At 71.2% G+C, this 26,735-nt stretch carries 26 protein-coding genes; 3 read left to right on the top strand and 23 right to left on the bottom strand.

Annotated elements, in window-relative coordinates; genetic code table 11:
- Positions 1-44: 44 nt before the first annotated feature.
- The 9 genes from ACQPWW_RS05440 to ACQPWW_RS05400 all read right to left on the bottom strand — a co-directional run bounded on the left by ACQPWW_RS05440 (position 45) and on the right by ACQPWW_RS05400 (position 9,762).
- A complete protein-coding gene (locus ACQPWW_RS05440) occupies positions 45-1,430 on the bottom strand; it encodes a phosphomannomutase/phosphoglucomutase (protein ID WP_433129731.1) in 1,386 nt (461 codons plus the stop codon).
- 70 nt (positions 1,431-1,500) lie between these two features.
- Positions 1,501-2,622: a hypothetical protein gene (locus ACQPWW_RS05435; protein ID WP_433129729.1), complete on the bottom strand. Its 1,122-nt coding sequence runs from the start codon at positions 2,620-2,622 to the stop codon at positions 1,501-1,503.
- 150 nt (positions 2,623-2,772) lie between these two features.
- Positions 2,773-3,465, bottom strand: coding sequence for an endonuclease V (locus ACQPWW_RS05430; protein WP_433134162.1), 693 nt, complete (start codon positions 3,463-3,465; stop codon positions 2,773-2,775).
- A 105-nt stretch (positions 3,466-3,570) separates the two neighbouring features.
- A complete protein-coding gene (locus ACQPWW_RS05425) occupies positions 3,571-3,816 on the bottom strand; it encodes a hypothetical protein (protein WP_433129727.1) in 246 nt (81 codons plus the stop codon).
- Between the two features lie 49 nt (positions 3,817-3,865).
- Complete coding sequence (locus ACQPWW_RS05420) at positions 3,866-4,219, bottom strand: hypothetical protein (protein WP_433129725.1); 354 nt, start codon at positions 4,217-4,219, stop codon at positions 3,866-3,868.
- 356 nt (positions 4,220-4,575) lie between these two features.
- Positions 4,576-4,857: a hypothetical protein gene (locus tag ACQPWW_RS05415; RefSeq protein WP_433129723.1), complete on the bottom strand. Its 282-nt coding sequence runs from the start codon at positions 4,855-4,857 to the stop codon at positions 4,576-4,578.
- Entirely contained in the window at positions 4,841-8,995 is a 4,155-nt protein-coding gene (locus tag ACQPWW_RS05410; protein WP_433129721.1) for a toxin glutamine deamidase domain-containing protein, read from the bottom strand. Before ACQPWW_RS05410 ends, ACQPWW_RS05415 begins: the two co-directional genes overlap by 17 nt.
- A 15-nt stretch (positions 8,996-9,010) precedes the next feature.
- Entirely contained in the window at positions 9,011-9,343 is a 333-nt protein-coding gene (locus ACQPWW_RS05405) for a hypothetical protein (protein ID WP_433129719.1), read from the bottom strand.
- Positions 9,340-9,762: a YbaB/EbfC family nucleoid-associated protein gene (locus ACQPWW_RS05400; protein WP_433129717.1), complete on the bottom strand. Its 423-nt coding sequence runs from the start codon at positions 9,760-9,762 to the stop codon at positions 9,340-9,342. The genes ACQPWW_RS05405 and ACQPWW_RS05400 overlap by 4 nt, the downstream gene beginning before the upstream one ends.
- Before the next feature lie 79 nt (positions 9,763-9,841).
- Between ACQPWW_RS05400 and ACQPWW_RS05395 the strand changes: the two genes are divergently transcribed.
- Positions 9,842-11,083, top strand: coding sequence for an SUKH-3 domain-containing protein (locus ACQPWW_RS05395; RefSeq protein WP_433129715.1), 1,242 nt, complete (start codon positions 9,842-9,844; stop codon positions 11,081-11,083).
- A gap of 10 nt (positions 11,084-11,093) precedes the next feature.
- Here the strand turns inward: ACQPWW_RS05395 and ACQPWW_RS05390 are convergent, their stop codons facing one another.
- The 7 genes from ACQPWW_RS05390 to ACQPWW_RS05360 form a co-directional block, all read right to left on the bottom strand.
- A complete protein-coding gene (locus ACQPWW_RS05390; RefSeq protein WP_433129713.1) occupies positions 11,094-11,768 on the bottom strand; it encodes a hypothetical protein in 675 nt (224 codons plus the stop codon).
- Positions 11,769-11,825: 57 nt separating this feature from the next.
- The gene (locus ACQPWW_RS05385; RefSeq protein WP_357802405.1) at positions 11,826-12,503 is read right to left on the bottom strand and encodes a M15 family metallopeptidase; all 678 of its coding nucleotides are present in this window, start codon (positions 12,501-12,503) and stop codon (positions 11,826-11,828) included.
- Positions 12,500-13,630, bottom strand: coding sequence for a D-alanine--D-alanine ligase family protein (locus tag ACQPWW_RS05380; RefSeq protein ID WP_433129711.1), 1,131 nt, complete (start codon positions 13,628-13,630; stop codon positions 12,500-12,502). The genes ACQPWW_RS05385 and ACQPWW_RS05380 overlap by 4 nt, the downstream gene beginning before the upstream one ends.
- Positions 13,627-14,640 (bottom strand): threonine ammonia-lyase, encoded by a 1,014-nt coding sequence (locus ACQPWW_RS05375; RefSeq protein ID WP_433129708.1) that lies wholly within the window; start codon positions 14,638-14,640, stop codon positions 13,627-13,629. Before ACQPWW_RS05375 ends, ACQPWW_RS05380 begins: the two co-directional genes overlap by 4 nt.
- A gap of 71 nt (positions 14,641-14,711) precedes the next feature.
- The gene (locus ACQPWW_RS05370; RefSeq protein WP_433129706.1) at positions 14,712-15,776 is read right to left on the bottom strand and encodes a sensor histidine kinase; all 1,065 of its coding nucleotides are present in this window, start codon (positions 15,774-15,776) and stop codon (positions 14,712-14,714) included.
- Complete coding sequence (locus tag ACQPWW_RS05365) at positions 15,773-16,438, bottom strand: response regulator transcription factor (protein WP_433129704.1); 666 nt, start codon at positions 16,436-16,438, stop codon at positions 15,773-15,775. The genes ACQPWW_RS05370 and ACQPWW_RS05365 overlap by 4 nt, the downstream gene beginning before the upstream one ends.
- A 344-nt stretch (positions 16,439-16,782) precedes the next feature.
- A complete protein-coding gene (locus ACQPWW_RS05360) occupies positions 16,783-17,553 on the bottom strand; it encodes a G5 domain-containing protein (RefSeq protein WP_433134160.1) in 771 nt (256 codons plus the stop codon).
- Between the two features lie 400 nt (positions 17,554-17,953).
- On the opposite strand from ACQPWW_RS05360, the gene ACQPWW_RS05355 reads away from it, so the two are divergent.
- Positions 17,954-20,893 carry a hypothetical protein gene (locus tag ACQPWW_RS05355; protein ID WP_433129702.1) on the top strand — a complete coding sequence of 980 codons (2,940 nt, stop codon included), beginning with the start codon at positions 17,954-17,956 and terminating at the stop codon, positions 20,891-20,893.
- On the opposite strand, the gene ACQPWW_RS05350 is transcribed toward ACQPWW_RS05355, so the two are convergent.
- From ACQPWW_RS05350 to ACQPWW_RS05335, 4 genes are all read right to left on the bottom strand, one after another.
- The gene (locus tag ACQPWW_RS05350) at positions 20,882-21,547 is read right to left on the bottom strand and encodes a hypothetical protein (RefSeq protein ID WP_433129700.1); all 666 of its coding nucleotides are present in this window, start codon (positions 21,545-21,547) and stop codon (positions 20,882-20,884) included. The genes ACQPWW_RS05355 and ACQPWW_RS05350 overlap by 12 nt on opposite strands.
- The gene (locus ACQPWW_RS05345) at positions 21,544-21,825 is read right to left on the bottom strand and encodes a hypothetical protein (protein WP_433129698.1); all 282 of its coding nucleotides are present in this window, start codon (positions 21,823-21,825) and stop codon (positions 21,544-21,546) included. The genes ACQPWW_RS05350 and ACQPWW_RS05345 overlap by 4 nt, the downstream gene beginning before the upstream one ends.
- Positions 21,803-23,059 (bottom strand): GNAT family N-acetyltransferase, encoded by a 1,257-nt coding sequence (locus tag ACQPWW_RS05340; protein WP_433129696.1) that lies wholly within the window; start codon positions 23,057-23,059, stop codon positions 21,803-21,805. The genes ACQPWW_RS05345 and ACQPWW_RS05340 overlap by 23 nt, the downstream gene beginning before the upstream one ends.
- A gap of 186 nt (positions 23,060-23,245) precedes the next feature.
- On the bottom strand, positions 23,246-23,611 hold the full coding sequence (locus ACQPWW_RS05335) for a DUF3499 domain-containing protein (protein WP_355027869.1): 366 nt from the start codon (positions 23,609-23,611) through the stop codon (positions 23,246-23,248).
- Between the two features lie 153 nt (positions 23,612-23,764).
- Between ACQPWW_RS05335 and ACQPWW_RS05330 the strand changes: the two genes are divergently transcribed.
- Entirely contained in the window at positions 23,765-24,214 is a 450-nt protein-coding gene (locus ACQPWW_RS05330) for a metallopeptidase family protein (protein ID WP_110562108.1), read from the top strand.
- 55 nt (positions 24,215-24,269) lie between these two features.
- Here ACQPWW_RS05330 and ACQPWW_RS05325 read toward each other — a convergent pair whose 3' ends face one another.
- The 3 genes from ACQPWW_RS05325 to ACQPWW_RS05315 form a co-directional block, all read right to left on the bottom strand.
- The gene (locus ACQPWW_RS05325; RefSeq protein WP_007455784.1) at positions 24,270-24,527 is read right to left on the bottom strand and encodes a WhiB family transcriptional regulator; all 258 of its coding nucleotides are present in this window, start codon (positions 24,525-24,527) and stop codon (positions 24,270-24,272) included.
- Positions 24,528-24,985: 458 nt separating this feature from the next.
- On the bottom strand, positions 24,986-25,315 hold the full coding sequence (locus tag ACQPWW_RS05320) for a phospholipase (protein WP_433129693.1): 330 nt from the start codon (positions 25,313-25,315) through the stop codon (positions 24,986-24,988).
- Between the two features lie 16 nt (positions 25,316-25,331).
- Positions 25,332-26,726, bottom strand: coding sequence for a DUF4331 domain-containing protein (locus ACQPWW_RS05315; RefSeq protein WP_433129691.1), 1,395 nt, complete (start codon positions 26,724-26,726; stop codon positions 25,332-25,334).
- Positions 26,727-26,735: the final 9 nt, after the last annotated feature.

Raw genomic sequence — 26,735 nt, 5'->3', positions numbered from 1 at the left:
GTGTGCGGCTTGACCGGCGGCGGTGCCGACCGGCGCAGGCGATCTTATCGGCGAACGCGGTCGAGCACGTCGTCCCGGAGCGAGACCATCCGCTCGCGGGTAGGCGCCTCGACGTTGAGCCGCAGCAGCGGCTCGGTGTTGGAGGCGCGCAGGTTGAACCAGGCGCCGTCGGGGAATCGCAGGGTGAGCCCGTCCATCTCGTCGGCCACCGCGTCGGGGTACGCGGCCCGCACCTCGGCCACCGCCGCCGCCTGGTCGGCCACCGTCGAGTTGATCTCGCCGGAGGCGATGTAGCGCTCGTACTCGCCGGCCAGCACGGACAGCGGCAGCGACTGCTCGCCCAGCGCGGCCAGGGTGTGCATCGCCGCGAGCATCCCGGTGTCGGCGAACCAGAAGTCCCGGAAGTAGTAGTGCGCGGAGTGCTCGCCGCCGAAGACAGCATTGGTCCGGGCCATCTCCGCCTTGATGAAGGAGTGCCCGACCCGGGCGACGACCGGCTTGCCACCGTGCTCACGGATGATCTCCGCGACCGCGCTGGAGGTGATCAGGCCGTGGATCACCGTGGAACCGGGGTGCTTGGCCAGCTCTCGCGCGGCGACGAGGGCGGTGATCGCCGACGGCGAGACCGGCTCGCCGCGCTCGTCCACCACGAAACACCGGTCGGCGTCGCCGTCGAAGGCCAGCCCGATGTCGGCCCCGTGCTCCACCACCGCGCGCTGGAGGTCGACAAGGTTCGCCGGGTCCAGTGGGTTGGCCTCGTGGTTGGGGAAGGTGCCGTCCAACTCGAAGTAGAGCGGCACGATCTCCAACGGCAGCGGCGACAGGGCGGCGTCGCCCAGCACGGTGGGGACGGTGAAGCCGCCCATCCCGTTGCCGGCGTCGACGACGACCTTCAACGGCCGGATGCCCGAGAGGTCGACGAGCTTGCGCAGGTAGCCGGCGTAGTCGGGAAGCAGGTCGCGCCGCTCGGCCGGACTGGTCGGCGGACCGGCCGGCCGGGCGTCGCCCGAGTCCAGCATCGCCTGGGCCCGCTCCCGGATCTCCGCCAGACCGCTCTCCTGGCCGATCGGGCGAGCGCCAGAGCGGCACATCTTGATGCCGTTGTACTGGGCGGGGTTGTGGCTGGCGGTGAACATCGCGCCGGGCAGGTCGAGCGAGCCGGAGGCGAAGTAGAGCAGGTCGGTGGAGGCGAGCCCGATCTCGATCACCGAGCGACCCTCGGCCCGTACGCCGGCCGCGAACGCGGCGGCCAACCCGGGCGAGGTGGCCCGCATGTCGTACCCGACGACCACCGCGTCGCCCGGCTCGTCGGTGGAGTTGAGCAGCTGGGTGAACGCGGCTCCCAGCGCCTCGGCGACCCGTTCGTCCCACTGGTCCGGCACCGTCCCTCGGACGTCGTACGCCTTCACAATCTGGGACAGATCAGACACGTGTTCCACTCCTTGGCCGCAGGTTAGACACCGAGCCTGAGCCTAACGGAGGGCCCGGGTCGAGCCCCGCTCAGCCGGGGAGCCGGGGCATGATCACGGTGCGACCGCCGTCGTCGGGGGGCTGATCCCCGGGCAGCGGTCGGGTTTCGGGCGCTCCCGGCATCGGCTGCGTCGCCTCCGGGGGAGCACCGGCGGCGGGCCGCGCACCGTAGACGCCGCCGGTGGCAGGGCGTGGGGGCGGCACGACGCCCGGACCGGCGACCGGAGGCGGGAACGGCGCAGCACCCGCACCGGCGGGCGGAGGCGGGAACGGCACAGCACCCGGACCGGCGGGCTGCTGCTGGCCGTACACCTGGCCGGGGCGACCGGGCGCGGCCGGTGGCCCACCGGCGGCCCGGTAGGTGGTGCCGCCGGGGTTGCCCGGCAGCGCGCCGACCGGCTCGTCGGACGGCCGGCGATCCTGACGCGAGCGGCGGAACAGCAGCACGATGAGCAGCAACCCGATCGCCACCATGACGATGCCGAAGATCATCACCGGCGAGGTGCCGCCGGACGAGGCCGCAGCCGCCGTGGTGTCCGGCGCACCTGAGACGCCGCCCAGCGCCGCCGGAGTCGCCGCGTCGTCGGCGGTCGCGACGTCGGTCGGGCTCGGGGTGGGTGTCGGCTTCTTCGACGGTGTCGGCGACGGGGTGACCCGCGCGCCGGTCACCCGCGACGTGTCGCTGCCCCGGCCGACCTCCTGACCGGCCGCGGTGACACCAGTGCCGGTCACGACGAGCCGGCCACCCGGGGCGCCCGCGCCGAAGGTCACCCGGTACCGCACCGTGATGCTCTTGCCCTTGCAGAGGGTTGGCCTCGACGGCGACGTCTGCGCGGTCCCCACGGCGCCGCCACCGCCGGTGACGGCCACCGGGAACCAGCGCCCGCCCGCGTTGACCTCGACCTTCAACTGGTGCGGCTGGAGCTCCTCGAGGTTGAGGAACAGCGCGGTACGCAGCAGGACGCAGCCGTCGGTGCGCTTGCGCACCGCCACGTTCACCCCCTGCGCGGAACCACCAGCGGCGAAGCTGCTGGCCGCACCCACCCGGACCGAGTCGTCGTCGGCCAGCGCGGGCGACGCGCCGAGCATCACCAGGCCGCCCACCAGACCGCAGACCGCCACGAGCCGTGCCGCGCGTCGACGCACCGTCATGATCACCTCGCCGTTCTCCCCGGGTGGGGTCCGCGGGTCAGGCTACTACCGCCCCATCCACCCCGCCGGTCATAGAGCGGCCCGGATGTGTGCCTCGTTACGGTTTACGACCGGCCCGTCGACCTGCGGTTCGTCAGACTAACCAGCCAATCAGTCGGCCGGATCAGTCGACCGGCCGGCCTGCTGCGCCTCGGCGAGGGCGTCGCGGCAGAGCCGGTCGGCGGTGCGGGTGCTCTCCGGCAGTCGGAACCGCGGGGCCAGCGCGAGCACCTGCGCTGTCGCGTTCTCCAGACTCATCCGATGCCCGACGCTGACGAAGACCGGCTTCACGCCGTCCTGGGTCCGGAGCACCCGGCCGACGACGTCACCGCCGTCGCGCAGCGGCGACCAGGCACCCCGCTCGGCGGCCGGCGGATCCCACGTCCCGACCAGCGGTGTCTTGCCCACCCCGATCGAGGGCAACCCGGTGACCACCCCGAGGTGGCAGGCGAGCCCGAACCGGCGCGGATGCGCCAGACCGTGCCCGTCGCACACCAGCAGATCCGGGACCGTGGCCAGGCTTTCCAACGCGGTGAGCAGCGCGGGCAACTCCCGGAAGGCGAACAGCCCCGGCACGTAGCCAAAGGCCGGCCGCCCCACCCCGACCGCCGAGTCCACCACGACCAACGTCCGGGGATCCAGCACCGTCACGGCCGCCGCCAGCAGGTCACCATCCTGGGAGTACGCGACGTCCAGGCCGGCCACCGTCTCCGGCGCGCTCGGCCCCGGCCCGACCAGGTCGACAAGAGGCCGCAACTCCTCCTGTACGGCCACCGCCTCCGCAACACTGCCCGGCCCCACCATCGCCACCGCCCCCGCCGCCGCCGTCCCCCCATGATCCACTCGGCTTCAATGAAGTCGGGCTATCCCACGGCCTCCGATGCCCCGACATCACCAAACCCGAGTCGATCACCCTGGCTGGGGGCCGGCACCGTCTCCGGCGGCACCACCGTCCGGGTCACCCTTCGCAGGGTCGCCGTCGGTCCGCCCCTTCGTCGCGCCGAAGGCGACCGCGAAGGCGACGCCCAGGGCCACACCGAAGGCGACGCCGCCGGTCGAGCCGAACAGGGGGATGCCGATCGCCAGGCCGATCAGAATGCCGACCGGCCATGCCCAAAGGTTGGACCTGCCACTCTGCGTGTCGGAACTCGCCATCCGTCGATGCTATTCGACCCGGCCAACAACTCCTGCGCCGCGTCAATCCTCATCGATCACCAGATGGATCAGCGGCCACGGGGGGCACCGGTCGGCCCACGTCATGACCGGCAGCGCCGTTGGCGAGCATCAGGTGGAAGGTCTCCTCGTCCGGCAGCGCCGGAGATCCCGTCACGACCACGGCAATCCGTTCCGCTTCCGCCCGATCGACGGTGTCGTAGCGGTCGACGTTGCGGTGGTCGTTCAGAAAGCGCATGACGAGGCCCGGATCGAAGGCCCACGATCCACACCGGTGATCCCAGAGCAGCGCCCGACCGTATCCCACCTCGAGCACAAACAGCCCCGCCGGAACCCGGCTGTCGTCACTCCGGTAGATCGCGTAGTAGGTCAACGTGCGGTCCACCTGATTGCCACCATCCCGGGTGTGCACCCGAGTCGACTGCTTCAACCTGACGTTACCGACGATGGATGATCGAAGCGAGATCTACGCCCGCCACCATAACGCGACCGGCGGCCTGCGCTCCAAAACAATGGTGCCGCAGCGCGCACGACAGCGTCAACTCATCCCCCATCGCGGTGCCCAACTCTCGAGCCCGAGTAAAGGGGGCTCAGCGGTCGCCTGATCCCGCCGAATCACCTGGTGGACAGCGCCCACCCAGAGGCCATGTGAGCCGTTTCTCCAACTCGACGAACGTCCGCTGCCGAATTGCACGAGGTGCTGCTCTCGTGGCGCCAGACCTCATGAATGCGCGGCCAATCTCAGCGATCACTTTCGCCGCCATCCCTAAACATCGCACGAATTGAACTCTCGTCAGGCAACTTCTCGCCCCCAGTGACTGCCTCGACCACTGCCTCAACTGCTGGACGGCTGACGTTTTTATAGCGGTCCATATTCCGGTAGTCATCGAGAAAACGCACAACAAGGTTTGGGTCATAGGCCCATGCGCGAGCGCGATGATCCCAAAGAACGGCCTGGCCGGTTCCCGCATCCATGACAAATATTCCAGCCGGCCTCTCCTGCTCATCAGTCCGGTAGATCACGTAGTAACTCAACAATCTCCCGCTCCAACTCTTTTGCAACATTGGGCGCTACTGGAAAGTCCCGAGACGCTAGCCCAAGATCCTGTACAACCTGCGCGAGGCTTGTCCCGTGCCGGATCAACCATGCATGATACTGGCGCCAAACGTCAATATTCTGGCTAATCCATTTGGCAAAGGTGGCGTCCTTGGCAGGGAATCGTAGATCCAGCCCGCCCGGCAGGGAGTCAGGGAGGCCACGTTCGCGGTTCTTCGCGATCATCCGCAGCAGCGCCTCAAGTCGCCGTTCGGGACGGTTCGACGGCCGCCGCAATATCTCATAATCTTCGTGAGTAGCCATCCACACGTCCCGCGATGCGGGGGTGTGCAGCTGAAGCTCGACCAGCATCCCTTCGGGTAAACGAAGGGTGCAGTTCAAGCCATAAAATCGATTGCCCTCCCGCCAAAAGTTCTTGCAATCTGACGTCGATACTGAGAACCCAGCTTCAATCAGGCCAGCAAGAACCAGATCGACCGCTTTGGTGTAGTGCTCACCGGGTGGTATCTCAAAGCAGAATCTTAGGACGTCATTGACGCTCGACACGAACTCCGTAACGTCGATCTGGGCGACGCGCCCCTCGTCGAGGTACTTCCGTGCCAACGATTTAAGCCCTTTGACGCGAAAATCGCGATCCCGTAGTCGGATCTGATCACTCAGGCCGAGCGCGTCGGTCACGTCCTGCCCAACCTGAGTCAAAGCATCCTCAACCCGGTCAGCGGCGCCCAGGGCGCGCTCGCGAAGGTCTGTCAGCGCCGCCAACTCCGAGGTCGTTAGCTGAGCGAGATCAGACTCTGGCTGACTGGGATTGCTTGGGTTCGCTGCGCCGTCGCCCACATCCGCCGAGCCCGGACCGTCCAGCAGGAGGTACATCCGGTTGATGTACGGGTCACCGTGGCCGCCGTCGTCGTCCGCCGAAGGGTGGTCCGGCAGGTCGGGCCGCTCGCTGAACCGGCCGCGGGGTAGCCCACCGAGCGGCATGGGCCGGCCGTCCCCGCTCAGCACCAGCGCGTCGATGCCGACCACGTCGGGGTACAGCGGCCGGTCCCGGACCACGCCGTTCTGCGGGTCCACGTAGAGCACCGTGCCGTTCTGGTTGAGCGCCACCCACGCGTGCGAACCGCCGTGCGGCCACTCGGTGACCAGGAACGCGTAGCTGCCGTGGCCGCCCAGCAACAGTTGGTCGTGCAGGTTCCGGTAGCCCCGGTCGGCGGCCTGCCGCGCCTGCTCGGCGTACGGGCGTTGTCCGGACGGCGGGGCGAGGAGTTGCTGGAAGCGCCCGCCGGTCACGTCCTCCACCCGGCCCGGGCCGCCCGCCTCGCCACGGATCGGGCGTCGGATGTCCCCGTCCAGGTAGCCGTCGAAGGTGCGCGGCGCCGACACTCGCGGCCGCCCGTGCACCCAGGTTTCGAACATCGACAGGGTGCAGTCCAGGCAGTTGATGCCCCGGGTGGCGTCGGCCCTGGGTCCTCCGTCGTTCAGCAGCCGGAACCAGCCGCCCTGGCGGGGATCGGCGGTGCGGGTGACGGTGCCGTCCAACTCGCGGGGCATCTGCCGTTCGACGTCCACCTGGTGCAGGGCGAGCGGTGGGCGCAGTCCTCCTGGCCGCCCGTACGGCCGGGAGTCGTCGATCGGTGGGGGTATGTCGTCGCCGGTGAGCCGGGACGGACCGGAGGTCTCCACCGCGCCGAGCGCGAGCGCGCCGACGTCGCTGTTGGCGTGCTCGAAGGCGGCAGCGCCGATGTCCACGACCGACGGCGCCGTGGTGCCGGCCAGCACCGCGTCCGCCAGGTCACGCCACTGGGCGTACGCGCGTGTCTCGTCGTTCGCGGCCCGCTGCCAGCCGTCGGCCCACTGCCGGTGGCCAGCCTGGTGCAGTTGTCGGGCGTAGCTGGCGTACTCGACGGCCCGGCGATCGTGCTCGGCGGCCCGGGCGCGCAGTCGGGTGGCCTCGGCCTGTCGGCGATTGCGCTCGAACCCGGTCCGCTGCGTTTGGTAGTGGCCCTGGTAGCGCCGCCGCTCGGCGGCTTCCGCCTCGGCTGCCCACTGCGCCGCGTACGCGTCGATGGTCTCGGTCGCGGGCGCCACCGGATCGCCGAACGCCATGACGTCGACGGGGACTGACGCCCTGCCCCGGGCCGGATGGTCGGGTACGCGCGGCTCCCGCGTCGGGGCATGCGATCGCGCCACCCTCGGGGTGGCGAAGGTGACCGGCGGTGTCGGGCCGGTGGTGGTCGCCGGCGGTGTCGTGCCGCTGGTGGTGGTGGGCACTGGCGTGCCGGTCGACGGCGACCAGGCGACCGGACCGGAGGTGGTGGGGCGCGGCGAGTCGCCGAGGTGGCCCGGCGCGGAGCCGGTGGCCGGTCCGCTGGTCGACCCGAGGGTCCCGGCCCCGGGCGCGGCCACCGGCGCGAGCCCAGGCGTGGCCACCGACGAGACCCCGGGAGCAACCATCGGAGCGAGCCCAGGCGCGACCCCCGACGGCAACCCCGGAGCGACCCCCGACGGCAGCCCCGGAGCAGCCACCGGCAAGGCTCCGGGCGCGACCGCCGACGACACCCCCGGGGCGACCGGCGGCCCGGGAGCAGCCACCGACGACACCCCGGGAGCGGCCGGCGGCAGCGTCGGATCGGCCGCGACCGGAGGTGTGGCGCTGGCCTCCCGCAGGAGAGGTCCGTCCGCGGACAGGACCGGCTCGGTCGGGTGCGGCGAGCGGCCACCGACATCCACATCGGACAGAGCGCCGACCGACGGTGGAGTCGACACGTGGGCGTCGAGGGCGGTGGAGGGCGGCGGTGCCGACGCCTGAGCCACGGCGGCGCCCGGCAGATCGGCGCGCGGCGGCGCCACGGGATCCGGTGGGGACGTGGCCACGGGCGTCGCCTGCGCCGGAACGCCCGGAGCCGGGACCAGGCCACTCGAACCCGCCGCACCGGCGGCCACCGCGGACGTACCCGATCCGACCGAAGCCGCCTCGGCGGACGAGAACGCTCCCGAGGCCGACGAGGAAACCCCGGAAGCGGAGGGATCGCCGACGACCGGTGCCACGGGAGGCAGGGAAGGGCCGGCGAACGACGCCCCGGCGAGGGCGTTGGCCTGCGCGTCGAGCCGGGCTCGCAGCGCGTGGTCGGTCTGGCCGGTCGCCGAACCGGTGGCCCCGGACGCGGCGGCGCGGGCCACGTCCTCCACGGAGGTCAGGCCCTGACCGGTGGCCAGGCTGGCGGCGCTCTCGGCGAGCACCTCACCGGTCATCTCCCGCCCCAGGTGCTCCCCGACTCGCGCCACCGGCCCGGTCGCGCGCCGGCCCAGGCCGGCCAGGGGCGCCACCGCCCCGCCGGCGAGGCCACCGACCGCCGACGCGCCGAGGTCGGTCAGGTCCAGGCCGTGCGCCCGCCCGGTGGAGTTCTGGTACGCCTGGGTGGCCAGGGTGACCCCGGCCTCCTCGGCGGCTTCCTCCAGCCCCTCCCGGGCGGCCCGCCTGGTGAGACCGCGCACGCCACCCCGGGCGACCTCCTTGGCCGCCCGCTCGCCGGCCTCCTTGAGCCCGTGTTTGAGGGTCTTGCCTGCCAGTTGACCCATCAGGCGCTTGAAGATCTGTTGGACCAGCAGCCGGGTCGCGGTGATGGCCGCGCCGGCCGCCGGGGTTGCCGCACCGGCGGTGAGCACCGCCACGACCGCCACCGAGAGCAGCTCGACGACCAGGATGCCCAGCTCGATCCAGACTTCCAGCTTGGCGCCCTCGATGTCGCAGCCGCACTCCTCGACGAGTCGGCCCAGATCGGCGGTGACCGCGAGCAGCACGGGCAGCGGGGCGTCGGCACTCTCGGCGATCCGCCGCCAGGCCGCCTCGAACGCCGCGTCGACGGCTCCGACACCGCCGTACCCGTTGTGCACCTCGGCGGCGGCCGCGGCGGCATCGGTGTACGGGCCGGAAAGGACGCCGGCAACCGCGTACCACTGGTCGGCGACGTCCCAGACGGCCCGCTCGTTGCCCTCCGGCCACTGCACACCGACCACCCAGTCGAGGGCCTCGTAGATCCAGCCCGGCACGTCCCAGGGCGCGTGGTCCAGCGGGTGCGGAATGGGGCTCGGCAGCACGCTCATCTCGGTGGCCGGCCGTCAGCGCTGGTCGGCGGCCCGACCGAGCCGGGCGGCGCTGTCCCCGTCGGTCTGCACGCTCGCATCGACGGCACGGACCACGTCGCTGCCCAACTCGGTGAGCCGGTGCCCGACGCCCGCCCAGGCCCGCAGCACGGTCTGCTCGAACCCGCGGTAGTTGCGCTCGAACGCGGCGCCGATGTCGTCGCTACCCCACGGCCGGGCACCGCTGGCGGCCTCGATCGCACCGCCGTCCGCCGTTCGGCGGGCCGTCACCGCCTCGCCGGCGAGGGCCAGGTCGGCACCGCCACGGCGGGTCCGGGACGGATCGAGCCAGAGCTGCCCGTCGGTCATGGCTGCCCCGCACCTCTGCCGAACACGGTGTCGGCCCGGCCGAGCAGCGTGGCGTAATCCCCGGTGCGCAGGAAGTCCGCCGACCCGGAGCCGGCCGGCATGACCTCGGCGACAAGGTCGCGGGTGGCGTCGGCGGCGGCGGTCGCGGCGGCCCGGATCGTTTCGGTAATTTTCCGGCCGAGCGCCCCGGCGTCCCGCTCGCGGTAGACGGCCGGCGTCAGCTCGACCTCGATCAACTGGCCTTGGGCGCCCACGGTGGCCGTCACCTGACCGTCGACCGACCGCCGGGTCACCCGCAGCTCGGCGAGGCGCGTCTGGAGGGTGTCCAAACCGGACCTGAGCTGCTGGTACTGCCCGTACACGTCATCGAATCGGGCCCGTAGCTCGCGGTTGGCGTGCCGATCCACGTGTTCGCTCACCGCCGCCCCTTCCGTCACCGTCGGTAGAGCAGCACCATACCGGCTGCCATCGATCCGCGTAATCCGGTAGTTTCACTGCGTGATCGACCGTCAACAGGCCGAGCAGCTCGCGGCCACCTGGGCCCGCCGCGACTCGCAGCGCCTCGGCCACGAGTGCACAGCGATGGTCGACGAGTTCGACCTCGGCTTCGTCATCACGTCCGTCGTGCCCACCGAGGTGCGTACGGTCCCCGGGGATCTGCCGACGACAGTCATCGACAAGCAGACCGGCACTGTCACCACCTGGCCGCGGGTGCCGAGCGAGGTGGTGGCGGATCTCTACCGACGCAGCCAGCCCACCGGGCCGACCGCTCCCCGCACCGTGGACCCGTCGAGCCTGCTGGTCCGGGAGATCCATCGGATCGCCACTCCGAACACCAGCGCGCACCTGACCCTCGAAGGCCGGATCTGGACGGCCGAGGGCACCAGGGCGGACGTCCCGCTGAACCATCATCCGCTGGTCCGCACCTACCTCGACCAGTTGCCCCCGGGTGATCTGGTCCGCGGCGGCGACGCCCACGCCGAGCTGATCGTGGTCTCCGACGTGCTGCACGAGTACGACCACCGCCGGGCCGCCGAGGGCATCGCGCCGATGGGCCGGGCCGAGGCGGCGGCGCTGCTGGCCGACGCCCGGTTCGAGATCTTCCGGATCCGGGAGCCGGGTGACCCGGCTGGCGGCCCCGCCGAGCTGCCCTGCGATTCGTGCATCACGTTCCTGGTGCGCGCCAACGTCCTGCCGGAAGCCGCTCGGGCGTACACCGAGACGTGGCGTGCGCCGGCGGAGCCCGACCCTGATCCTGGCCGCTTTCCGGCGGAGGTCGCCAACGCGCTGGTCGCGGCCGGCTGGCGTCCGCACATCGGGGACCAGATCATGGCTGCCGCCGCCGTGCGGGACGTCACCGCGGTGCGGGGGGTGAACCACCAGCACGCGGTCTTCCCCGCCGCCGTCGAGGCGCTGACCGCGTTTCCCAGCCTGGTCGGCGCCCGACGCGGTCGCGGCGAGCAGGTCTGGATCTCCCGTTTCGACATTCGCCCGCACACCATCGCGCACACCGCCGACACCCTCGCGGACTTCGGGGAGGTGCTCGGCGTACGACTCTTCCCGATCGGCACCGAGCAACAGGACAGCATCCTGGCGGTGGACGAACGCGGCCGGGTCTTCGCCCTCGATCAGGCCGGCGAGTGGTTCCTCGGCGACACCATCGACGCGGCGTTGACCACGCTGCTGCTCGGCCGCGCCCCCGCCCGGGTCGGCGACGACGGCACCTGGCAGTCCGACTGAGGCGGCCGCGTCAGCGGAGCACCTCGACGGTGTTGCGGCGGACCAGGTTCTTGCCGGGTTCGCGGATCTGGTCCATCGCGGCGGAGTTGAGCAGCACACAACTGCCCGACGGCCCGGTCACCGTGACAGTGGTCGCCCGGTTGTTGTCCAGGTTGGTCACCCGCAGCCGGGTGCCCACCGGGAACTGCCCGCTGGTCGCCGCCGGCCCGCCACCCTCGGCGAAGAAGGTGATCGACCCGGAGCAGGCCGATCGGGGAGCCGCGCCCGGCGCACCGGGGGACGCCGCACCGGGGCGGATCGTGCCGGCTGTCGACTGCCCGGCCGGCGGTGCGCCACCGTCCAACCGCTCCACCACGTTGCGGCGGATCACGTTCTTGCCCGGCTCCCGGACCAGCTCCATGGCGGCGGCGTTGAGCAGCACACAACTGCCCGACGGGCCGGTAACCGTCACGGTGGCCGCCCGGTTGTTGTCCAGATTCGTGATCCGCAGCCGGGTGCCCACCGGGAAACGGTCGCTGGACGCCGCCGGCGCGCCGCCCTCCGCCGAGAAGGTGACCGAGCCGGGGCAGACGGTCGACCGTGCCGGGGCGGTGTCGGCGAAGCCGAAGGTGGTCCCCACCGCCACACCCGCCGCGGCGAGCACCGCCACTGTCGCTGCCAGCACGTGCCTGCGCTGCACCCTCATCGACGTCACTCCCGTCCTCGGTGGTGGCTTCCCTCCCCTGGTACGGACGGGAGCGCCCTACCGTTCAGCCGGGACGGGCACCGATCGGGCGGCGGCCAGGTCCACCGGCCCGTACCGGGTGTGCGGCGCCCCGGTCATCAGCGCCCAGTAGCGGTCGCCGTACGACCAGTGCCACCACTCGGTCGGGTAGTTCACCATCCCCGCGCCGCCGAGAGCGTCCACCATGATCTGCCGGTGCCGTCGGGCGGTCGCGGAGATCGTGGGTGCGTCGGTGAAACAGGCGTCGTCGCTGTCCTCCGGGGTGGCGTCGATGGCCGTTCCGAGGTCGAGTTCCACACCGTCGTCGGTGCAGAGCGTCAGGTCCACCGCCCCGCCCGTGCTGTGGGGGGCAACCTCGACCGGCGAGACGAACTTGGTGGTCTCCCGGTGCAGACGCTGCGGGGACCAGTCCGGGTGCCGTCGGCGCAGCTCGTCCCGGTAGCCGGTGAAGATGGCCAGCTGCGCCTGGTACGGCCGGTATCCCTCGACCACCAGCAGGCGCATCCCGGCCGGCAGGGCACGCTGCGCGGCCAGCAGGCGGTCCACGACCGCGGCGCGCAGCCGGGCGTACGCCCCGGCGGGGTCGGCCGCGCGGCCGTCGAGCCGCAGTTCCGGCAGCTCACGCAGGTCCAGCAGGGGGTCGCCGTCGTCGGCGCTGGGCACCGCCGCCACCCGGGGATCGGAGAGCAGGATCATCGGACGGTCCCCCCGGTGATCGCGGTCCGTTCCGCATGCCGGGTCCGGGCCAGCTCGACGAGCCGGTCCACCACCTCGCGATAGCCGACACCGGCAGCCGCCCACACCTTCGGATACATCGAGTGCGCGGTGAACCCGGGCATGGTGTTCAGTTCGTTGACGTACAACTCGCCGCTCGTCTCGTCGTAGAAGAAGTCGACCCGGGCCAGACCCCAGCCGCCGATCGCGGCGAACGCGCGCAGCGACAGCTCGCGGACCCGCGCGGTCACCTCGTCCGGCAGCACGGCGGGGACGATCATCGGGTCGGCGTCGCCGAAGTACTTCTGTTGGTAGTCGAACCACCCGCCGGCCACCCGCACCTCGCCCACCGCCGACGCCTCGGGGCGCCAGCCGCCGAGCACCGCGCACTCCAGCTCCCGGCCGGTGACCCCCTGCTCGACAATGACGAGCTGGTCGTGGCGAAGCGCCTCCTCCACGGCGGCGGCCAGGTCGTCGCCCTCGCCGACGCGGGAGATGCCGATCGAGGAACCCATGCTCGCCGGTTTCACGAAGAGCGGCCGGCGCAGCCCGACGACCAGCTTCTCCGGGTCGTCGGCGGCCCGGTAGGTGTGCGCGTCGAAGGCGACGTCCGGGGTGACGGGAATGCCCTCGGCGCGCAGCGCCCGCTTCATCGCCACCTTGTTCATGCCCACCGCGGAGGCGAGGATGCCGCACCCGACGTACGGCACGTCGAGGGACTCCAGCAGCCCCTGCACCACACCGTCCTCGCCGAACGGGCCGTGCAGCACCGGGAAGACCACGTCCAGCTCGGCGTGCACCGCGCCGGGGGCGTTGCCCGCGGACACCTGCACGACGCCCGGACGCGGACCGGCCCGCAACTCGACGGCCGGGCCGGTCACCAGCAGCCGGTCGTCGATGGCCCGCTCGCCCGCCGGCCGGTCCCGCAACTCGGCAAGCAGCGCGTCGGGCATCAGCCGGAAGCCGCCGCTGCGGGTGACGCCGATGGCGAGCGTGCGGTAACCGCCGCCGCCGAGCGCCCGAGCCACCCCGAGCGCGGACGCGCAGGACACCTCGTGCTCCGCCGACGGTCCACCGAACAGGATTCCGATCCGCGTCGGCGCGCTCACGCCGCCACCGCTTCCCCGGTCGGCACCTCGGCGGGTGGCGGGACCAGCAACCGGGCCACCAGCGCCGGCTCCACGTTGCCGCCGGTCAGCACCACCCCGACGGTCCGTCGCCGACCGGCCTCGGGGGTGAGCCGGAGCGCGCCGGCCAGGCCGGCCGCCCCGGACGGCTCGGCGAGCACCTTCAGCTCCGTCAGGATCAGCCGGAACGCCGCCCCGATCTCGTCGTCGTCGACCCGGACGACCCCGCGCAGCGCGTTCCGCACTATCGCGAACGGCAGCTCACCCACGCAGGACGGCCGCAGCCCGTCCGCGATGGTGGGCGCCGGCGCGACCGGGACCCGCTCACCGGCCGCCAGGCTGCGGGCCAGCGAGTCACAGCCGACCGGCTCCACGCCGTACACCTCGATGCCCGTGCCGGCGGCGGCCAGGCAGGCGCCCGCGACCCCGCCACCACCACCCACCGGTACGACAAGCGTGTCCAGCGGTGTGCCGGCGCGCTCGGCCTCCTCGATCAGTTCGAGGCTGGCGGTGCCCTGCCCGGCGATGACGTCCGGGTGGTCGTACGCGTCGACGACGGGGTGGCCGCTCTCCTCGGTCAGCCCGTTGGCCACCGCCACCCGCTCCTCGACGCCGGTGCCGGCGAACACCACCCGCGCCCCCGCCGCGCGGGCCCGGTCGACCTTCGTCGGCGCCGCGTCGACGGGCAGCACCACTGTCGCCGCGATCCCGTGCTGCCGGGCTGCCAACGCCACCGCCACCGCGTGGTTTCCGGTGCTCTGCGCGACCACCCCGGTGTGGCCGGCCGCGGCGAGCCGGCCCACCGCCCGCAGCGCGCCCCGCATCTTGTACGAGCCGCCGTCCTGGAGGTTCTCCGCCTTGAGCAGGACGCGCGCCCCGGCCAGTTCGTCGATCACCGGGGACCGCAGCACTGGGGTGCGGACCACGCGGCCGGCGAGCCAGCGGGCGGCCTCCTCCACATCGACCCCGACCTGGGCAACGGTGCGTGACATCGGTTTCTCCTCTCGGGCACACCACGGGTCGGGTCCGCCGGTACGCGGACCCGGGAAACGGTGGTGAAGCGCTAGGTCACATGGGGTAGTTGGACGTCGACCCGCAGGCCCCCGTGCTCGGCTGGCCGGGCCGCGATGATCCCGTCGTGCGCCTGGGTGATCGAGCGGGCGATGGCCAGGCCGAGACCGGCGCCCCCGCCCTGCGAGGTGCGGTCCCGGGCGAGCCGGCGGAACGGCTCGAAGAGACCGGCCACCGCCTCGGCCGGCACGGGCTGACCGGTGTTGACCACGGACAGCGCGGGCACCCCGCTCACCGCGACGGTCAGCGAGCCGCCCCGCCGGTTGTACTTGATCCCGTTCTCCACCAGGTTGCTGACCAGGCGCTCCAGCAGCACCCGCTCGCCGACGACCATCCGGGGCGCGAGATGGGTGTCGATGGTGACAGCGGCCTCCCGGGCGCGGTCCTGGTATCCGGCAAGCACCGCCTCGACTATCGCGTCGAGGCGCTGCGGTATCCGCGAGCGCAGGCCCTGGTCACTCTCGCTGAGCGCGAGCAGACCCTCGATCAGCCGTTCGTTGCGCTCGTTGGTCTCCAGCAGTTGGGCGGTCAACAGCTCCAACTGCTCACCGGAGAGCGCCCGTGCCATGCCGACCTCGATGAGCGTCCGCTGCACCGCCAGCGGGGTACGCAGCTCGTGCGAGGCGTTCGCGGCGAACCGCCGTTGCCCCTCGTACCCGGCGGAGATGCGTTCCATCATCTCGTCGATCGCCCGGGACAGCCGGGCCAGTTCGTCGCCACCCCGCGGGCGGATCCGGTGACCGAGGTTCTGCGGGCCGACGTGCCCGATCGGCCCGGCCAGGTCACGGACCGGGCGCAGGCACCACACCGCGCCGAACCAGAGGGCCACCAGGGCCGCCACGGTGACGAGCAGGACGGCCACCAGGGGCAGCACGAACGCCCCCGGCCGCACCTCGGCGCAGATCGTGTTGAGCCCGGGTAGGGGGAAGTCGCAGAACTGCTGCCCCCAGGTCCAGGTCACCCCGGTCAGCCGTTTGCCCATCGTCGGCAGCACCGGCCCGGCCAGCAGTGCCAGCAGGCCCAGGAGCAGCACCCGACGTCGGGGCGTCCAGCTCACGCCGTACCGCCGATCCGGTAGCCGGCCTTGTGCACGGTGTGGATGATCGTCGGATCGCCGAGCTTCTTGCGGAGAGTCATCACGGTGACCCGGACCGCGTTGGTGAACGGGTCGGCGAACTCGTCCCAGGCCTGCTCCAGCAGCTCCTCGGCGCTGACCACCTGCCCTTCGGCCCGCAGCAGCACGTGCAGCACCGCGAACTCCTTCGGGCTCAGGGTGAGCGGCCGACCGTCCCGGGTGACCACGTGCCGGCCCACGTCCAGCGTCAGGCCGTCCTGGCTGAGCACCGGTGGCAGCGCCGGGGTGGACCGTCGACCGAGTGCCTGCACCCGGGCCACCAACTCGGCGAAGGAGAACGGCTTGGTGAGGTAGTCGTCCGCACCGAGCCCGAGCCCCTCCACCCGGTCCCGGATGCCGGCCGCCGCGGTGAGCAGCAGCACCCGGGTGCCGACCTGGGAGTCGGCGATGCTGCGGCACACCTCGTCGCCGGTGTGTCCGGGCATGTCCCGGTCCAGCACCGCGACGTCGTAGCGGTGCACCCCGATCCGCTCCAGCGCGCCGTCGCCGTCGTAGCAGACGTCGACGGCCATCGACAGGCGGCGCAGGCCTTCGGCCACCGTGTCCGCCAACAACCGCTCGTCGTCCGCCACCAACACCCGCACGTTTCCCGCTCCCCCGAGTTCGGCCTGCCCGGCATACCGTCGCAGGCCCGGGTTAAGGGTTCTGTAAGGACCCTTGAACGCCATCCTCCACGGCGTCGCCCCGGGGACAAGTCACCACGACCTGGGGGCCGTCGGGTTCATGCCGGCCGCTTACCACCTGCGCCATCTGTCCCAAAGGACCCGGCGGTCGGCAATCGAGAGTGAGCTGCGTCACCGGGCGGTGGAGTCGCTCGGCCCAACAAGCGATATACCTCTGGGTCATAGATATGACTCAGAGGTATATCGCTCGCTGCCCTGCCCTCCTCCGGGGAGGTGACGCTGCGTGAGCACGGGCCGGCGGCGGCTCAGTCGCAGCCGTAGCCGTCCTTGTCGTTGTCGAGACGGTAGATGTCCGCGCCGATGACCTTGACAGGGCCGCGAACGTAGCCGGGCCCGTCGCCGCTGCCGGGAAGGCAGTCGACGTCGCTGGCGATCGGAACACAGCCGCTGTAGTTCGGGTCGCACGTCGAAGACTGCGGCTTCTTGGTGCCGACGGCGACGACCTGGGCCACCGCCTGCTTCGTCACTGTGGATCTGACCAGCTTCCTGGACGTCCGCACCCCGTTCGTGGTGGTCACCTCGTACGTCAGGGTTCGTACTCCGTTGACGCCCTTGGTCCGGACGACCCGCTTGCCCTCGGCCAGGGACGAGTCCTTGACGGTCTTCTCGCCGTACCGGACGGTGATCTGCTCCGTCTCGGTCGTCACCTTGACGACCGGCGGGGACGCGACCTCCGACGGGGTCGGCGAGGCGGGCACCGCGGGCTCGGTCGTGTCGGCCGCAGCAGCTGGCGTGGCGGCCGGGGCGGAAGCCTCCTCGGTCGGCTCGGCGGGCGCTGCCACGATGGGCTGCTGCGCCTGCTCGGCGGCCGTGCCGGTCCTGGTCGGCTCCGGCTCGCCGGCCAGCGCGCCGATGATGGCGGTGCCGGTGCAGCAGAGCAGCAGGACCGACAGGGTCACCGAGCCGAGGATCACTGCGGTCCGCCGGGCGGGACTGGCCCGACGGAACCAGCTCGGGCGGGGCGCCGGCCCGAACGACGACGGGTACGGCGGCTCCGGATTGTGCGGTGGTTGCATCGTCACGGCGATGAGTGTCGTCGCAAACACCGTGCGCAATATCCTCCGTCGTGCTCGTCACCTGCGCCGTTCGCTGCGCACCGATGATCCATGGGCACTGCCTCGGACATCGAGACGACACCTGCGGCACACCTCCAGGCCGGCTGGCCAGGGCCGATCGTTCGGCTGCATTTGTCAACAAGAGCCGCAAACCGGCACGTAGCGCGCCCTCGCGCGGCCACTCGTCGACGGACGACAGGTGAGGTGTCGCGATGCCGTCAGCGGGCGGGCTCAGCGCGCTGCCCGCGTCGACCCGACCCGCGACGCGGACCGACGAGCCCGTCGACCGCGCAACGGACGGAGCCCGAAAGGACCCAGCAGCCGATTGATGCCGTCACCCGTCGGTGTCCACACTGGCGCCATGCCCAAACCGTCAACGCGGAGTTTGCGGACCATGGCCCTCTGGGCGTCGGCCCTCACCCTCGGCGGAGTCGCGGTCGCCTGGAAGCTCCATCGCATCGAGGTGCTGAGCTGGCTCGCCGGCATCGGAAGCTTCGTATTGGCCGCCGTGACACTCCTCAGCGCCGGCAACTCCGGTGGCAGCCCACAGCGCACCTTCCTGGCCCGGCTCGGTGGGCGGATCAGGCGGGTCTTCCTCTCCGGGGAGGACGGGAACACCACAATGCGCGCGACGACCGGCGCGACAATCGAGGACATCACGGTGAGCGGGCCGCCACCAACGGCCACCCCGACACCCAGAGAGTCACCGACGGACCAGCTCACCCCGGCCATTCCGGCAGACCGGGCGGGCGAGGGCAGGTGGGGCTCCGCACCGGCTGCCGCACCTGCCCGGCCCGTGACGCCGGAGGCAACACAACCGCACTCTGCCGTGCCGGTTCTGGTGGTGAACGGTCTCGTCAGCCGCACGGACCAACTGGATCGGGTGCTGGACGGCATCCGGCGCAACCTCAACGGCACTGTCACGGTGCTCGCGGCGAAGGGAATGGGCAAGACCTCGTTCCTCGGGCTGCTGCGGACGGCCATCCAACGTGACTTCCCGGACGTCGTGATCATGCCCATTCGCGCGAACATGACAGCGGAGCCCTACGGGCTCAGTGACGTCTATCGGGGCGAGTACGGACCGGACACCACAACCGTCGTCTCCGCCCTCCTGTTGGAGAAGTCGACACAGTTTCTCGGGGATCTGGCGCAGGCGGTGGCCCGGCAGTTTCCGGGTTTCATGATCGCGGCGGAGGCAACCCGTAGCGCGGCGAACACCGTCACCGTCAACAACACGTTCACCGCCAAGTCGTGGGGGAGGCTGTCCAACACCGCGCTGGAGATGAACGTCGCAGGCGAGAGCCCGATCGAGCGGATACGCCAGGCTCAGCGACGCGTCGACGAGGCGTTCATCGCCGACTGGCGCACCTTCATCGCGGGTCAGCGGGCGGTCCTGGTCATCGACGGCTTCGAAACCCTCATCGACGACGCGGTCGGCCAGTGGCTCGTCCGACTCGCCGCCCGGCTACCGAACACCACGGTGGTGCTGTCGCTCGTGCCACGCGAGTTCGCCGAGCACGGCCAGCAGGTGTTGGATCCGGCCCTCGTTCAGGAACTGCCCCGGTTCACCGCCGCCGAGACCCGCGCCTACCTGTCGCACCATCTCGCTGACCAGGTCGGTGCACGCCTGACCAGCCTGGTGTACGACTTCACCGGCGGCCACCCGTACGGGCTCAGCCTCGTCGTGAAGTTCATGCAGGCCCACCGCGAGGAGGCGCTGGACCCGGACCGCCTGCAGGACCTGCTGTCCCGGCTCTCGCAGGGCGACCGCCAGGTGGACGATCTGGTCCGGGCGGTGATTCGACCGGAGCGCAATCCGGACGTGTGGCGGGTGGCCGAGGTCGCCTCGCTGCTGAACAGTTTCGACGTACCGATGCTCGTCTCCATCCTTGCCGGCGAGGAGCTGGCGACCGCCCCGGAACGGGTGGGCGACGCGGTGCGGCGGATCGAGCACCTCGGTCTGATCGATCCGCTGCCGGTGGTCGGGCGGTTCCGTCTGCACGACTTCATCCGGCCGTCGATGTCCGAGGCGCTCCGGGAGTTCCAACCCGAACGGTGGGCGCACATCCATCGGCGCGCGGCCACGTACTACTACGAGCGCATCATGTCGTTGGAAGACAAGACATCGACGGTGTACGGCTCCTGGTTCAAGTACGAGAACGTGGTGTGGCAGATGTACGAGGCCGAGTGGTTGTCCCACTCCGCCCGGCTCGTCGACGAACGGGAGGTCGTCCGCGCCCAGTTCATCGTCCTCTTCCTGGAGGCGTTCTGGTGGTGGGCGCTCTACGTCGACTTCTCCTTCTGCCACCAACTGCTTGACAGTTGGCAGCGGGCGACCCGCGACGACCTGGACCGCGACCTGGTCAAGGAGCTGCGGCGCTTCCACGAGAACTATCCGACGGGGCCGGACAAGCCGGCCGGCGCGCACTGGACCGAGGTACGCCACGCGTTACGCACGATCGGCCAACTGTGCGGCGTTCACCACGGGTGGCAGGATGCGCGCTATTCGGCAGAGGTCCAAGAGATCCGCCGCAAGGCCTGGCTCTATCTCGGCATCTTCTCCGCCCACTCGTACTGGTACGACAGGCAGTTCGCTACTGCCGACGCCGCGTACCGGAAACTTGAGCCGGAGTTCATCGAGTACGACGATGAGTGGCTGCTCGCCTGGATCTACTTCGAGTGGGCCGAGGTGGCGCTCGGCGCCGGTGATCACCCGTCCGCCGCCGCGCGGTGCCGGGAGTCGAGCGCTTGGGTCCGCAAGCTCGCCGAGGCCGGGGAAACCGAGTCGGAACTGCTTGCCAATCTGCACCGGCTGCTCGGTGACCTCTTCTCCGACACGGACCGCACCATCGCCGCCGAGCAGTACGGCCAGGCGGTGAAGCGGGCCTTCGTGTTCCACCTGACGGACGACCCGCTCGGCCCGGCGGTCACCGGACCGGACGAGTACACCAGCCAGTTCTACGCCGAGATGACGTCCCGAGCGGCCGCCCGGCTCGCCGACTGGTGGCCGGATCCTCGCCGGGAAGCCATCCTGACGGCTCTGGTCGAGCCCACCGCCGGTCGGGTGCCGCTGACCGGCGAGACGGACCTCGACGCGGGCGCCGGGTCCCCGGAAACCAGGAGACAGCTTGTCGAGCGGTTGTTGCCGCGCGGGCCCCGCGACGATGAGCTGTACCGCCGTTCGGGAACCTTCATCGACCACTGGGGGGACGTCGTCGAGCACCTCGACCTGGACATCACGGCCGAGCTGGAACGCGTCGACGAGCTGGCCGCCAGGGTGATGGGCGGCTCAGCCGACTGACGTGTCCAGTTCGAGCCGGTCGACAAGCCAGCCCGTCTGCCACCGTCGCTCCGCCTCGTACCGGTCTTCGGCGGGATCCGGCCGACGGGCCTGGGCCGCCCGCGCGGCCACGTAGCCGAGGGCCGGGACCGGATAGGTCTGGGCCATCTCGACAGCATCGGCCAGGTAGCCGCAGAGTCGCGCGGCGGCTTCCCGGCCGGACTCCGCCGCCGTCCGCTGAAGTCGCACTGCCAGCTCGCCCACCCCGGCGAAGGGGTCGGCTCCGGTGCGACGGTTGCCCGACGCCAGTAGCTGCTCCGCCACCTCGGTCAACAGGTGGCCACCCGCGTCGCCGTACTCGGCAGCGGCGTGGGCGGCCGTCCGCCCCACGCACGCACGCGTGAAGGCGGCGCCAGCGTCGGCGTCCCACTGCGGGACCGGCTTCGCCAGCCGCCCCCGTTGGGCGACGACCTTGTGGCCCGCCACGGTGACCGGGCCTTCCAACTCGACCGACCACAGCTCGTCGTGCAGCCAGTAGGGCAGGTCCTCGACGCGACACGCGTGCAGCCCGCGTTCGCAGGGAACGATCGCGGTTGCCTGTAGCCACTCGGTCGTCCAGGTCTGGCCGGAGAAGGGCGCCACCTGGCCAGCGGCCAGAAACTTGTAGTAATTCACGGCGAGGTGCGTTCGGCCGGATCGATGTCGACTGTCGGCGCGGTGGCACCGGCGGCGGCGTTCCCGGTGGCCAGGGCGAGCAGATGCTCCGGCGCCGGCCGACCCGGCAGGCTGGAAAGGCTCGCCCGGAGGTCTCGCACCTTGCCCACGTGGCTCAGACAGGCGGGGCAGACCAGCAGGTGCAACTCGACCAACTCCCGCCGGTCGGCGGCGACAGCGCCGTCGGTCAGGCGCGCGGTCAACGAGACCGCGGTGTCACATCGCAGGAAGGTGTCCACCGCTCTCCTCCTTGTCGAGGTCCCGATCGATGAGGGCGACCACCTCGGTCCGGGCCGCGCCAAGAAGCTCGAGGTACGCCTGCTCGTCGGTGCCGACGAGAGCCGCCGCCTCGGCCGGCGCGACGCCGAGCACATCGGAGAGGATCACAGCAACCCTCGGCAGCGGGGGCAACCGCCGGACGGTCAGCGCGACCAACGGACGCGGTGGGACCGCCCCAGCCCAGCTCGGTGGATCCTTGCGCCACCACCCCGCCCACGGATCATCCTCGCCGAGGAACCACCACCGGAGCACGTCCGCGTCGACCGGGTCCGACGAGACGAAGAGCAACCCGGCATCTGACAGCGCGTCGAGCAGCGCGGCCACCACGACGACCCCCGGCCGGGGTAGGCGCTCCCCGGCGACCAGCCTGGCCAGCACCCCCGCCCAGACGTCATCGAGCACCGGCCCGGCACGACCATCGGTGGCCAGCAGATCCAGGGCGCTGGCTGTCGTCGGGTAGTCCCGCCGCAGCAGTTCGGCCGCCACGTCCAACGGGGGGACCGTGGAATGCTGATCGAGGGCCAGCGGGGTCAGCTCGGGCCCCTGGCGGTCGACGACGGCGACCAGGGCGTTGAACTCGGGATCATCGTGCACCTCGGGCCCTTCCGCTGACTCGAAGTACTCGATGAGGAAGGCCGTCACCAGGTCTTTCGGCACCGCCGCGTCGCAGGGCTGAACGGCCAGGAGCATGCCAGGCTCCCGCGGCGCGTCCGGCCGAAGCCGAGGCTGGGCGAAGGGGACCGGCAGCACGCCGAAACCCGCCCGTTGGTAGAAACGCAGCCGCGCGGCGGGATCACCGAACTCACCGGCCGGATGCAACCGCGGATCCTCGACCTCGGCGAGGACCACGTCGGCGCCCGAGCGCTCCCGCCACGCCGGCAACAGGCGGCCCACCAACAGACCGCCAATGCCACCACTGCGGGTCCCCGGTCGCACCGCGAGGTAGCTCAGCAGCAGAACTCCGCCGATGGGTTCGGCCACGATCACGCCGACGGGCGCGCCGTCGTGCACCGCCACACCGACGAACGTCTCGCTCGATCCCGCCAGGACGTCGAGGTCGTCCAACTGGTGCGCCGGGAAGCTGGGCACCAGGATGTCGTCGTAGGCCCGCCGCAACAGATCAGGGTCGGGCTGGTCGTGCAGATCACGAAGCTCGATGCGCCCGATGGCCGTGTCAACCGTCGATGGCGTCATCCCACCATCCTCGGTTCTGGGTGCTGGCCGCCGCAAGTGGCGTGGCACCTGGCCTCGCGCCGACCTCCCACGGCTGATCCACTCGACTTCATCGAAATCGCGGCATCAACCCGCCCCCGACACCGCGCTATCAGCAATCTGGAGTGGATCAAGCAGCCGTGACCCGACGAAGGCCGAGCCGGAGGGTCAGTGGTTGGGCGGGATGACCCGGAGGTGACCTCGACGGCCGGTCTGGTGGGGGTTCTCGTGGTGCTGGTCCGGGTCCGGCGGGCGGGGGGCGGGGCGGGCGGCCTCGCGGACCGCCTCGGCGAGCGCCACCAGGTCGTCGGTGGTGGGCGGCGGGGGCTCGAACTCGCCCTCGTGCCGGACCACGTCCCAGCCGCGCGGCGCGGTCAGGCTGCGGGCGTGCGGCTCACACAGGTCGTACGTGTGTGGCTCGGCGAACGCCGCCAGCGGCCCCACCACCGCTGTCGACTCGTTGTAGACATAGGTCAATGTGGCGACCGCTTGCCGGGGGCAGCCGTTACGGGAGCAGCGCCGTGGTGACCTCACGTGCGGCAGGGTATCTCCATTACCGGGTCCGGCGCATCGCTTCGCGTTGCGACACGCCCGTCGCGGTGATCACAGTTCGCCGTTCTGGGCGCGCCGCGCCACGGGAGCGGCGGTGCCGCTGGCCAGCGCCGCGCGGGCGCTACCCTTTGCCTCATGACGAGCCCGGAACACCGCCGCCCCGGCCCTGGCCGGCGCGTGCACCGTGACCGGCACGGTCGCGGCCTGCGCGGGCGGTTGGTGCCGGCCACCGTGCCGCTGGCGCGGACCAAGGCCGAGGTCTTCGACGACCTGGTCCTGGACACCGTGGAGACGCTGGAGCGTCGGTTCGCCAAGGAGTTGGCCGGGGTCGAGTTCGCGGTCGAGGACGTCCCACCGGACCTGAACGTGTACGACTCCGACGTGCTGGAGGACGGCGAGGTCCCGCTGGCCCGGTTGCTGCCCGGCCGTCCGGGCCGACAGGAGGTGCCGCCGCGGATCGTGCTGTACCGGCGGCCCCTGGAGTTCCGGGCGATGGACCGCGAGGACCTCGCCGACCTCGTACATGACGTGATCATCGAACAGGTGGCGAACCTGCTCGGGGTCGACCCCGACGAGCTGGCCTGAGCCAGGCCCCGCACGGGTGGGTCGGGCGGCCCCCACCGCCCCGACCTCGCACCGCTCAGGCGGCCCGCCGCTTCAACTTGCGCCGCTCCCGCTCGGAGAGCCCACCCCAGATGCCGAACCGCTCGTCGTGACCGAGAGCGTATTCGAGGCATTCCGTCTTGACCTCGCACCGCGAGCAGATCCGCTTCGCCTCGCGGGTTGAGCCGCCCTTCTCGGGGAAGAACGCTTCGGGGTCGGTCTGCGAGCACAACGCCCGCTCCTGCCACTCCGGCGCGTTTCCGAGCAGGTCGGCCACCTCAAGCTGGCCGTCCATCAAATGCCTCCTTGTCGCGCACCGGCGTCATCGCCGCTGCAACCCCCCACGCGAAAGGCGTGCTTGTCCGTCCGGTCCCGTTTTGTTGCGTTCCGTGCGAACAACCCCATTCAAATTACACGCGTGTAATGCGTGCGCCGTCAAGCCAAACTTGATAATGGAGTCGCCCTCCCGACACCCCCGGCCGGCCACTCGGGCCGTCCAGCCTCGCAACCTGCCCTATCGATTCAGACCCCGGCCGAGTAACGCCCTCTCCGGCGAGTTGCCCGACTTTTCTGCCGTGGCGCTCCCCCGACGAGTCGCCGCCGGGACACCGCCAGACACCCACACCCCCAAAGCTGATCTTGGTGGGAGACAGGTTAACGCGGCGCGGCGCAGACCGCCCGTCGAGTTGGGGACAGCACGTGCGCCCCGCCCACGATGTGGGCGGGGCGCGGCGTGAAGCCGGTGCGGTACGGTCAGCTGGCGACCCCGAAACCGCTGGTGGGCCAGACGAATTCGGCGATACCTCCACCGTGGACAGAAACCGTCCCCACGGGCGTGCTGTCGTCCCACCAGACGGTATAGATCCCGCCGGGAAGATCCGGATAGACCGCACTGTGGAACGAGCCGTCCTGCACCCGGCGCTCCCGCACGGCGGAGTGGACCCGCCGATCGTCGTCCCGGCTGATCTCGATCTCCCGGCCGTGCAGGTCCCGGCTCGTGTAGACGATCAGCGCCCCGGTGTCGCCGCCGAGATCGAGGACGACGCTCCCCGTCTCCGACGGCCCGTACGCGTGCTCGTGCATTCCTTCCCCCCGCCGGTCAGGACGCCGCCGGCGGGTTGTTGAACCCGTCGTACGGCGTACCCAGGTAGGGGAAGTTTCCGAGGAACGGCGCTGTCACGTCGGCGGCGCTGAGACCGGGGGTGACCGCGGCGGCCGCCGCGTCGGGGCGGAACGTCTTGTCCACAAGCGGCACCGTCACCCCGGCGATCGCCCGCAGCGCGATGCTGACCACGTCGTCGCCGACCCGCCGCCCGTTCGGGAAACCGGCCAGGTCACCACCGAGCACCCCGAACCGGTCCGGCTGCCGGGTCGGCGGAATCGCGGTGTTCAGCCGCAGCATGTCGGCCTGCACGTCGCCGGTGGCGTTTGTGAAACCGTCGATCAGACCGGCGGGTACGCCGGTGAGCAGGATCGCCACCAGGTCGGCGCGGGCCTTCTTCGCCTTGGTGAGCTTGTCCAGATTCGGGAAGACGTCCGGGTAGAGCGCCGGCAGCAGAGCGGCCAACTCCGGCTGCTCCACGAACTTCGCGAACCGCTTGTCCTCCGAGGGCGGCAGCGAGTTCCACAGGTCCTTCTTGGCCATCGGCACGATGACCTCGTTGAACAACGGATTGCCCAGCCGGGAGACCTGCGTGAACGGCCCGGTCGCGGTGTCCGCGCCGCCCCGGTCGCCGAGCACCCGCACCTGCCGGCGCGACGCCGACGTCCACACCCCGATCACCGACGCCGGGTCAGCGGCGCCGTAGCGGTTGGCGCGGCGGCGCACCTGCTTCAGCGGCACCTGCACGGCGATGCTGTGCACGTTCATCCGGTCCGTGGCGTTGACCGGCTCACCCTCGGCCTTGAAGATCTTCTTTCCGGCGACGTGCAGCTGCTGGAACGGCCGCAACGTGCCGAGGTCGAAGATCGCGCCCAGGTCGACGAAGAAGCCGTCCGCGCGCTGCCCGGCGAAGACCCGCTCCCCGGTGGAGAGCGAGTAGGTCGCCTGCCGCACCAGCTCGGCGTACTTCGGGGTGGACAGCGGGCCGACGTTGCACGGCGGGCACTGCAACTTGTGCGCCAACCGGTGCTCCCGGCCGTCGGCCACCCGGGTCAGGCTGTAGAACTGCCGCCGGTTCCAGTTCTTGCTGTCCAGCGACTCGATCGTGCCGGTGTTGTAGAGAAAGCTGTTCGGATTGGTGATCTCGGTGGTGAATTCGAACCGGTAGGTGACATCCGGACGGCCGTCGCCGTCGTTGTCGATATGGATCTCGTAGCGCACGTCGTCACCGAACTCGAAGAAGTTCGGGCCCCCGGAGGGCAGCTGCAACGGAACGTAGTTGGCGATCAACGTCACAGTGTCGGGCTTGTCGGGGCTGACGAACGCGTACAGGTCGGAGCTGTCGGCGACCGGATCCTTGGCTATCTCCGGGGCCTCGCGGTGGGAAGACATGGCGGACCA

The sequence above is a fragment of the Micromonospora sp. CA-240977 genome (assembly GCF_050942285.1).
Lineage (GTDB): Bacteria > Actinomycetota > Actinomycetes > Mycobacteriales > Micromonosporaceae > Micromonospora.
Note: the sequence above shows the minus strand (reverse complement) of the source record. Positions and strands in the feature narration are given on the sequence as shown.

Coding starts and splice junctions, on each gene's coding strand:
- ACQPWW_RS05435 (WP_433129729.1), bottom strand. CDS start 2,622: ATGACGGTGCGTCGACGCGCGGCACGGCTCGTGGCGGTCTGCGGTCTG.
- ACQPWW_RS05430 (WP_433134162.1), bottom strand. CDS start 3,465: ATGGTGGGGCCGGGCAGTGTTGCGGAGGCGGTGGCCGTACAGGAGGAG.
- ACQPWW_RS05425 (WP_433129727.1), bottom strand. CDS start 3,816: ATGGCGAGTTCCGACACGCAGAGTGGCAGGTCCAACCTTTGGGCATGG.
- ACQPWW_RS05410 (WP_433129721.1), bottom strand. CDS start 8,995: ATGAGCGTGCTGCCGAGCCCCATTCCGCACCCGCTGGACCACGCGCCC.
- ACQPWW_RS05405 (WP_433129719.1), bottom strand. CDS start 9,343: ATGACCGACGGGCAGCTCTGGCTCGATCCGTCCCGGACCCGCCGTGGC.
- ACQPWW_RS05390 (WP_433129713.1), bottom strand. CDS start 11,768: ATGAGGGTGCAGCGCAGGCACGTGCTGGCAGCGACAGTGGCGGTGCTC.
- ACQPWW_RS05385 (WP_357802405.1), bottom strand. CDS start 12,503: ATGATCCTGCTCTCCGATCCCCGGGTGGCGGCGGTGCCCAGCGCCGAC.
- ACQPWW_RS05375 (WP_433129708.1), bottom strand. CDS start 14,640: ATGTCACGCACCGTTGCCCAGGTCGGGGTCGATGTGGAGGAGGCCGCC.
- ACQPWW_RS05360 (WP_433134160.1), bottom strand. CDS start 17,553: ATGCAACCACCGCACAATCCGGAGCCGCCGTACCCGTCGTCGTTCGGG.
- ACQPWW_RS05355 (WP_433129702.1), top strand. CDS start 17,954: ATGCCCAAACCGTCAACGCGGAGTTTGCGGACCATGGCCCTCTGGGCG.
- ACQPWW_RS05340 (WP_433129696.1), bottom strand. CDS start 23,059: ATGACGCCATCGACGGTTGACACGGCCATCGGGCGCATCGAGCTTCGT.
- ACQPWW_RS05330 (WP_110562108.1), top strand. CDS start 23,765: ATGACGAGCCCGGAACACCGCCGCCCCGGCCCTGGCCGGCGCGTGCAC.
- ACQPWW_RS05325 (WP_007455784.1), bottom strand. CDS start 24,527: ATGGACGGCCAGCTTGAGGTGGCCGACCTGCTCGGAAACGCGCCGGAG.
- ACQPWW_RS05320 (WP_433129693.1), bottom strand. CDS start 25,315: ATGCACGAGCACGCGTACGGGCCGTCGGAGACGGGGAGCGTCGTCCTC.
- ACQPWW_RS05315 (WP_433129691.1), bottom strand. CDS start 26,726: ATGTCTTCCCACCGCGAGGCCCCGGAGATAGCCAAGGATCCGGTCGCC.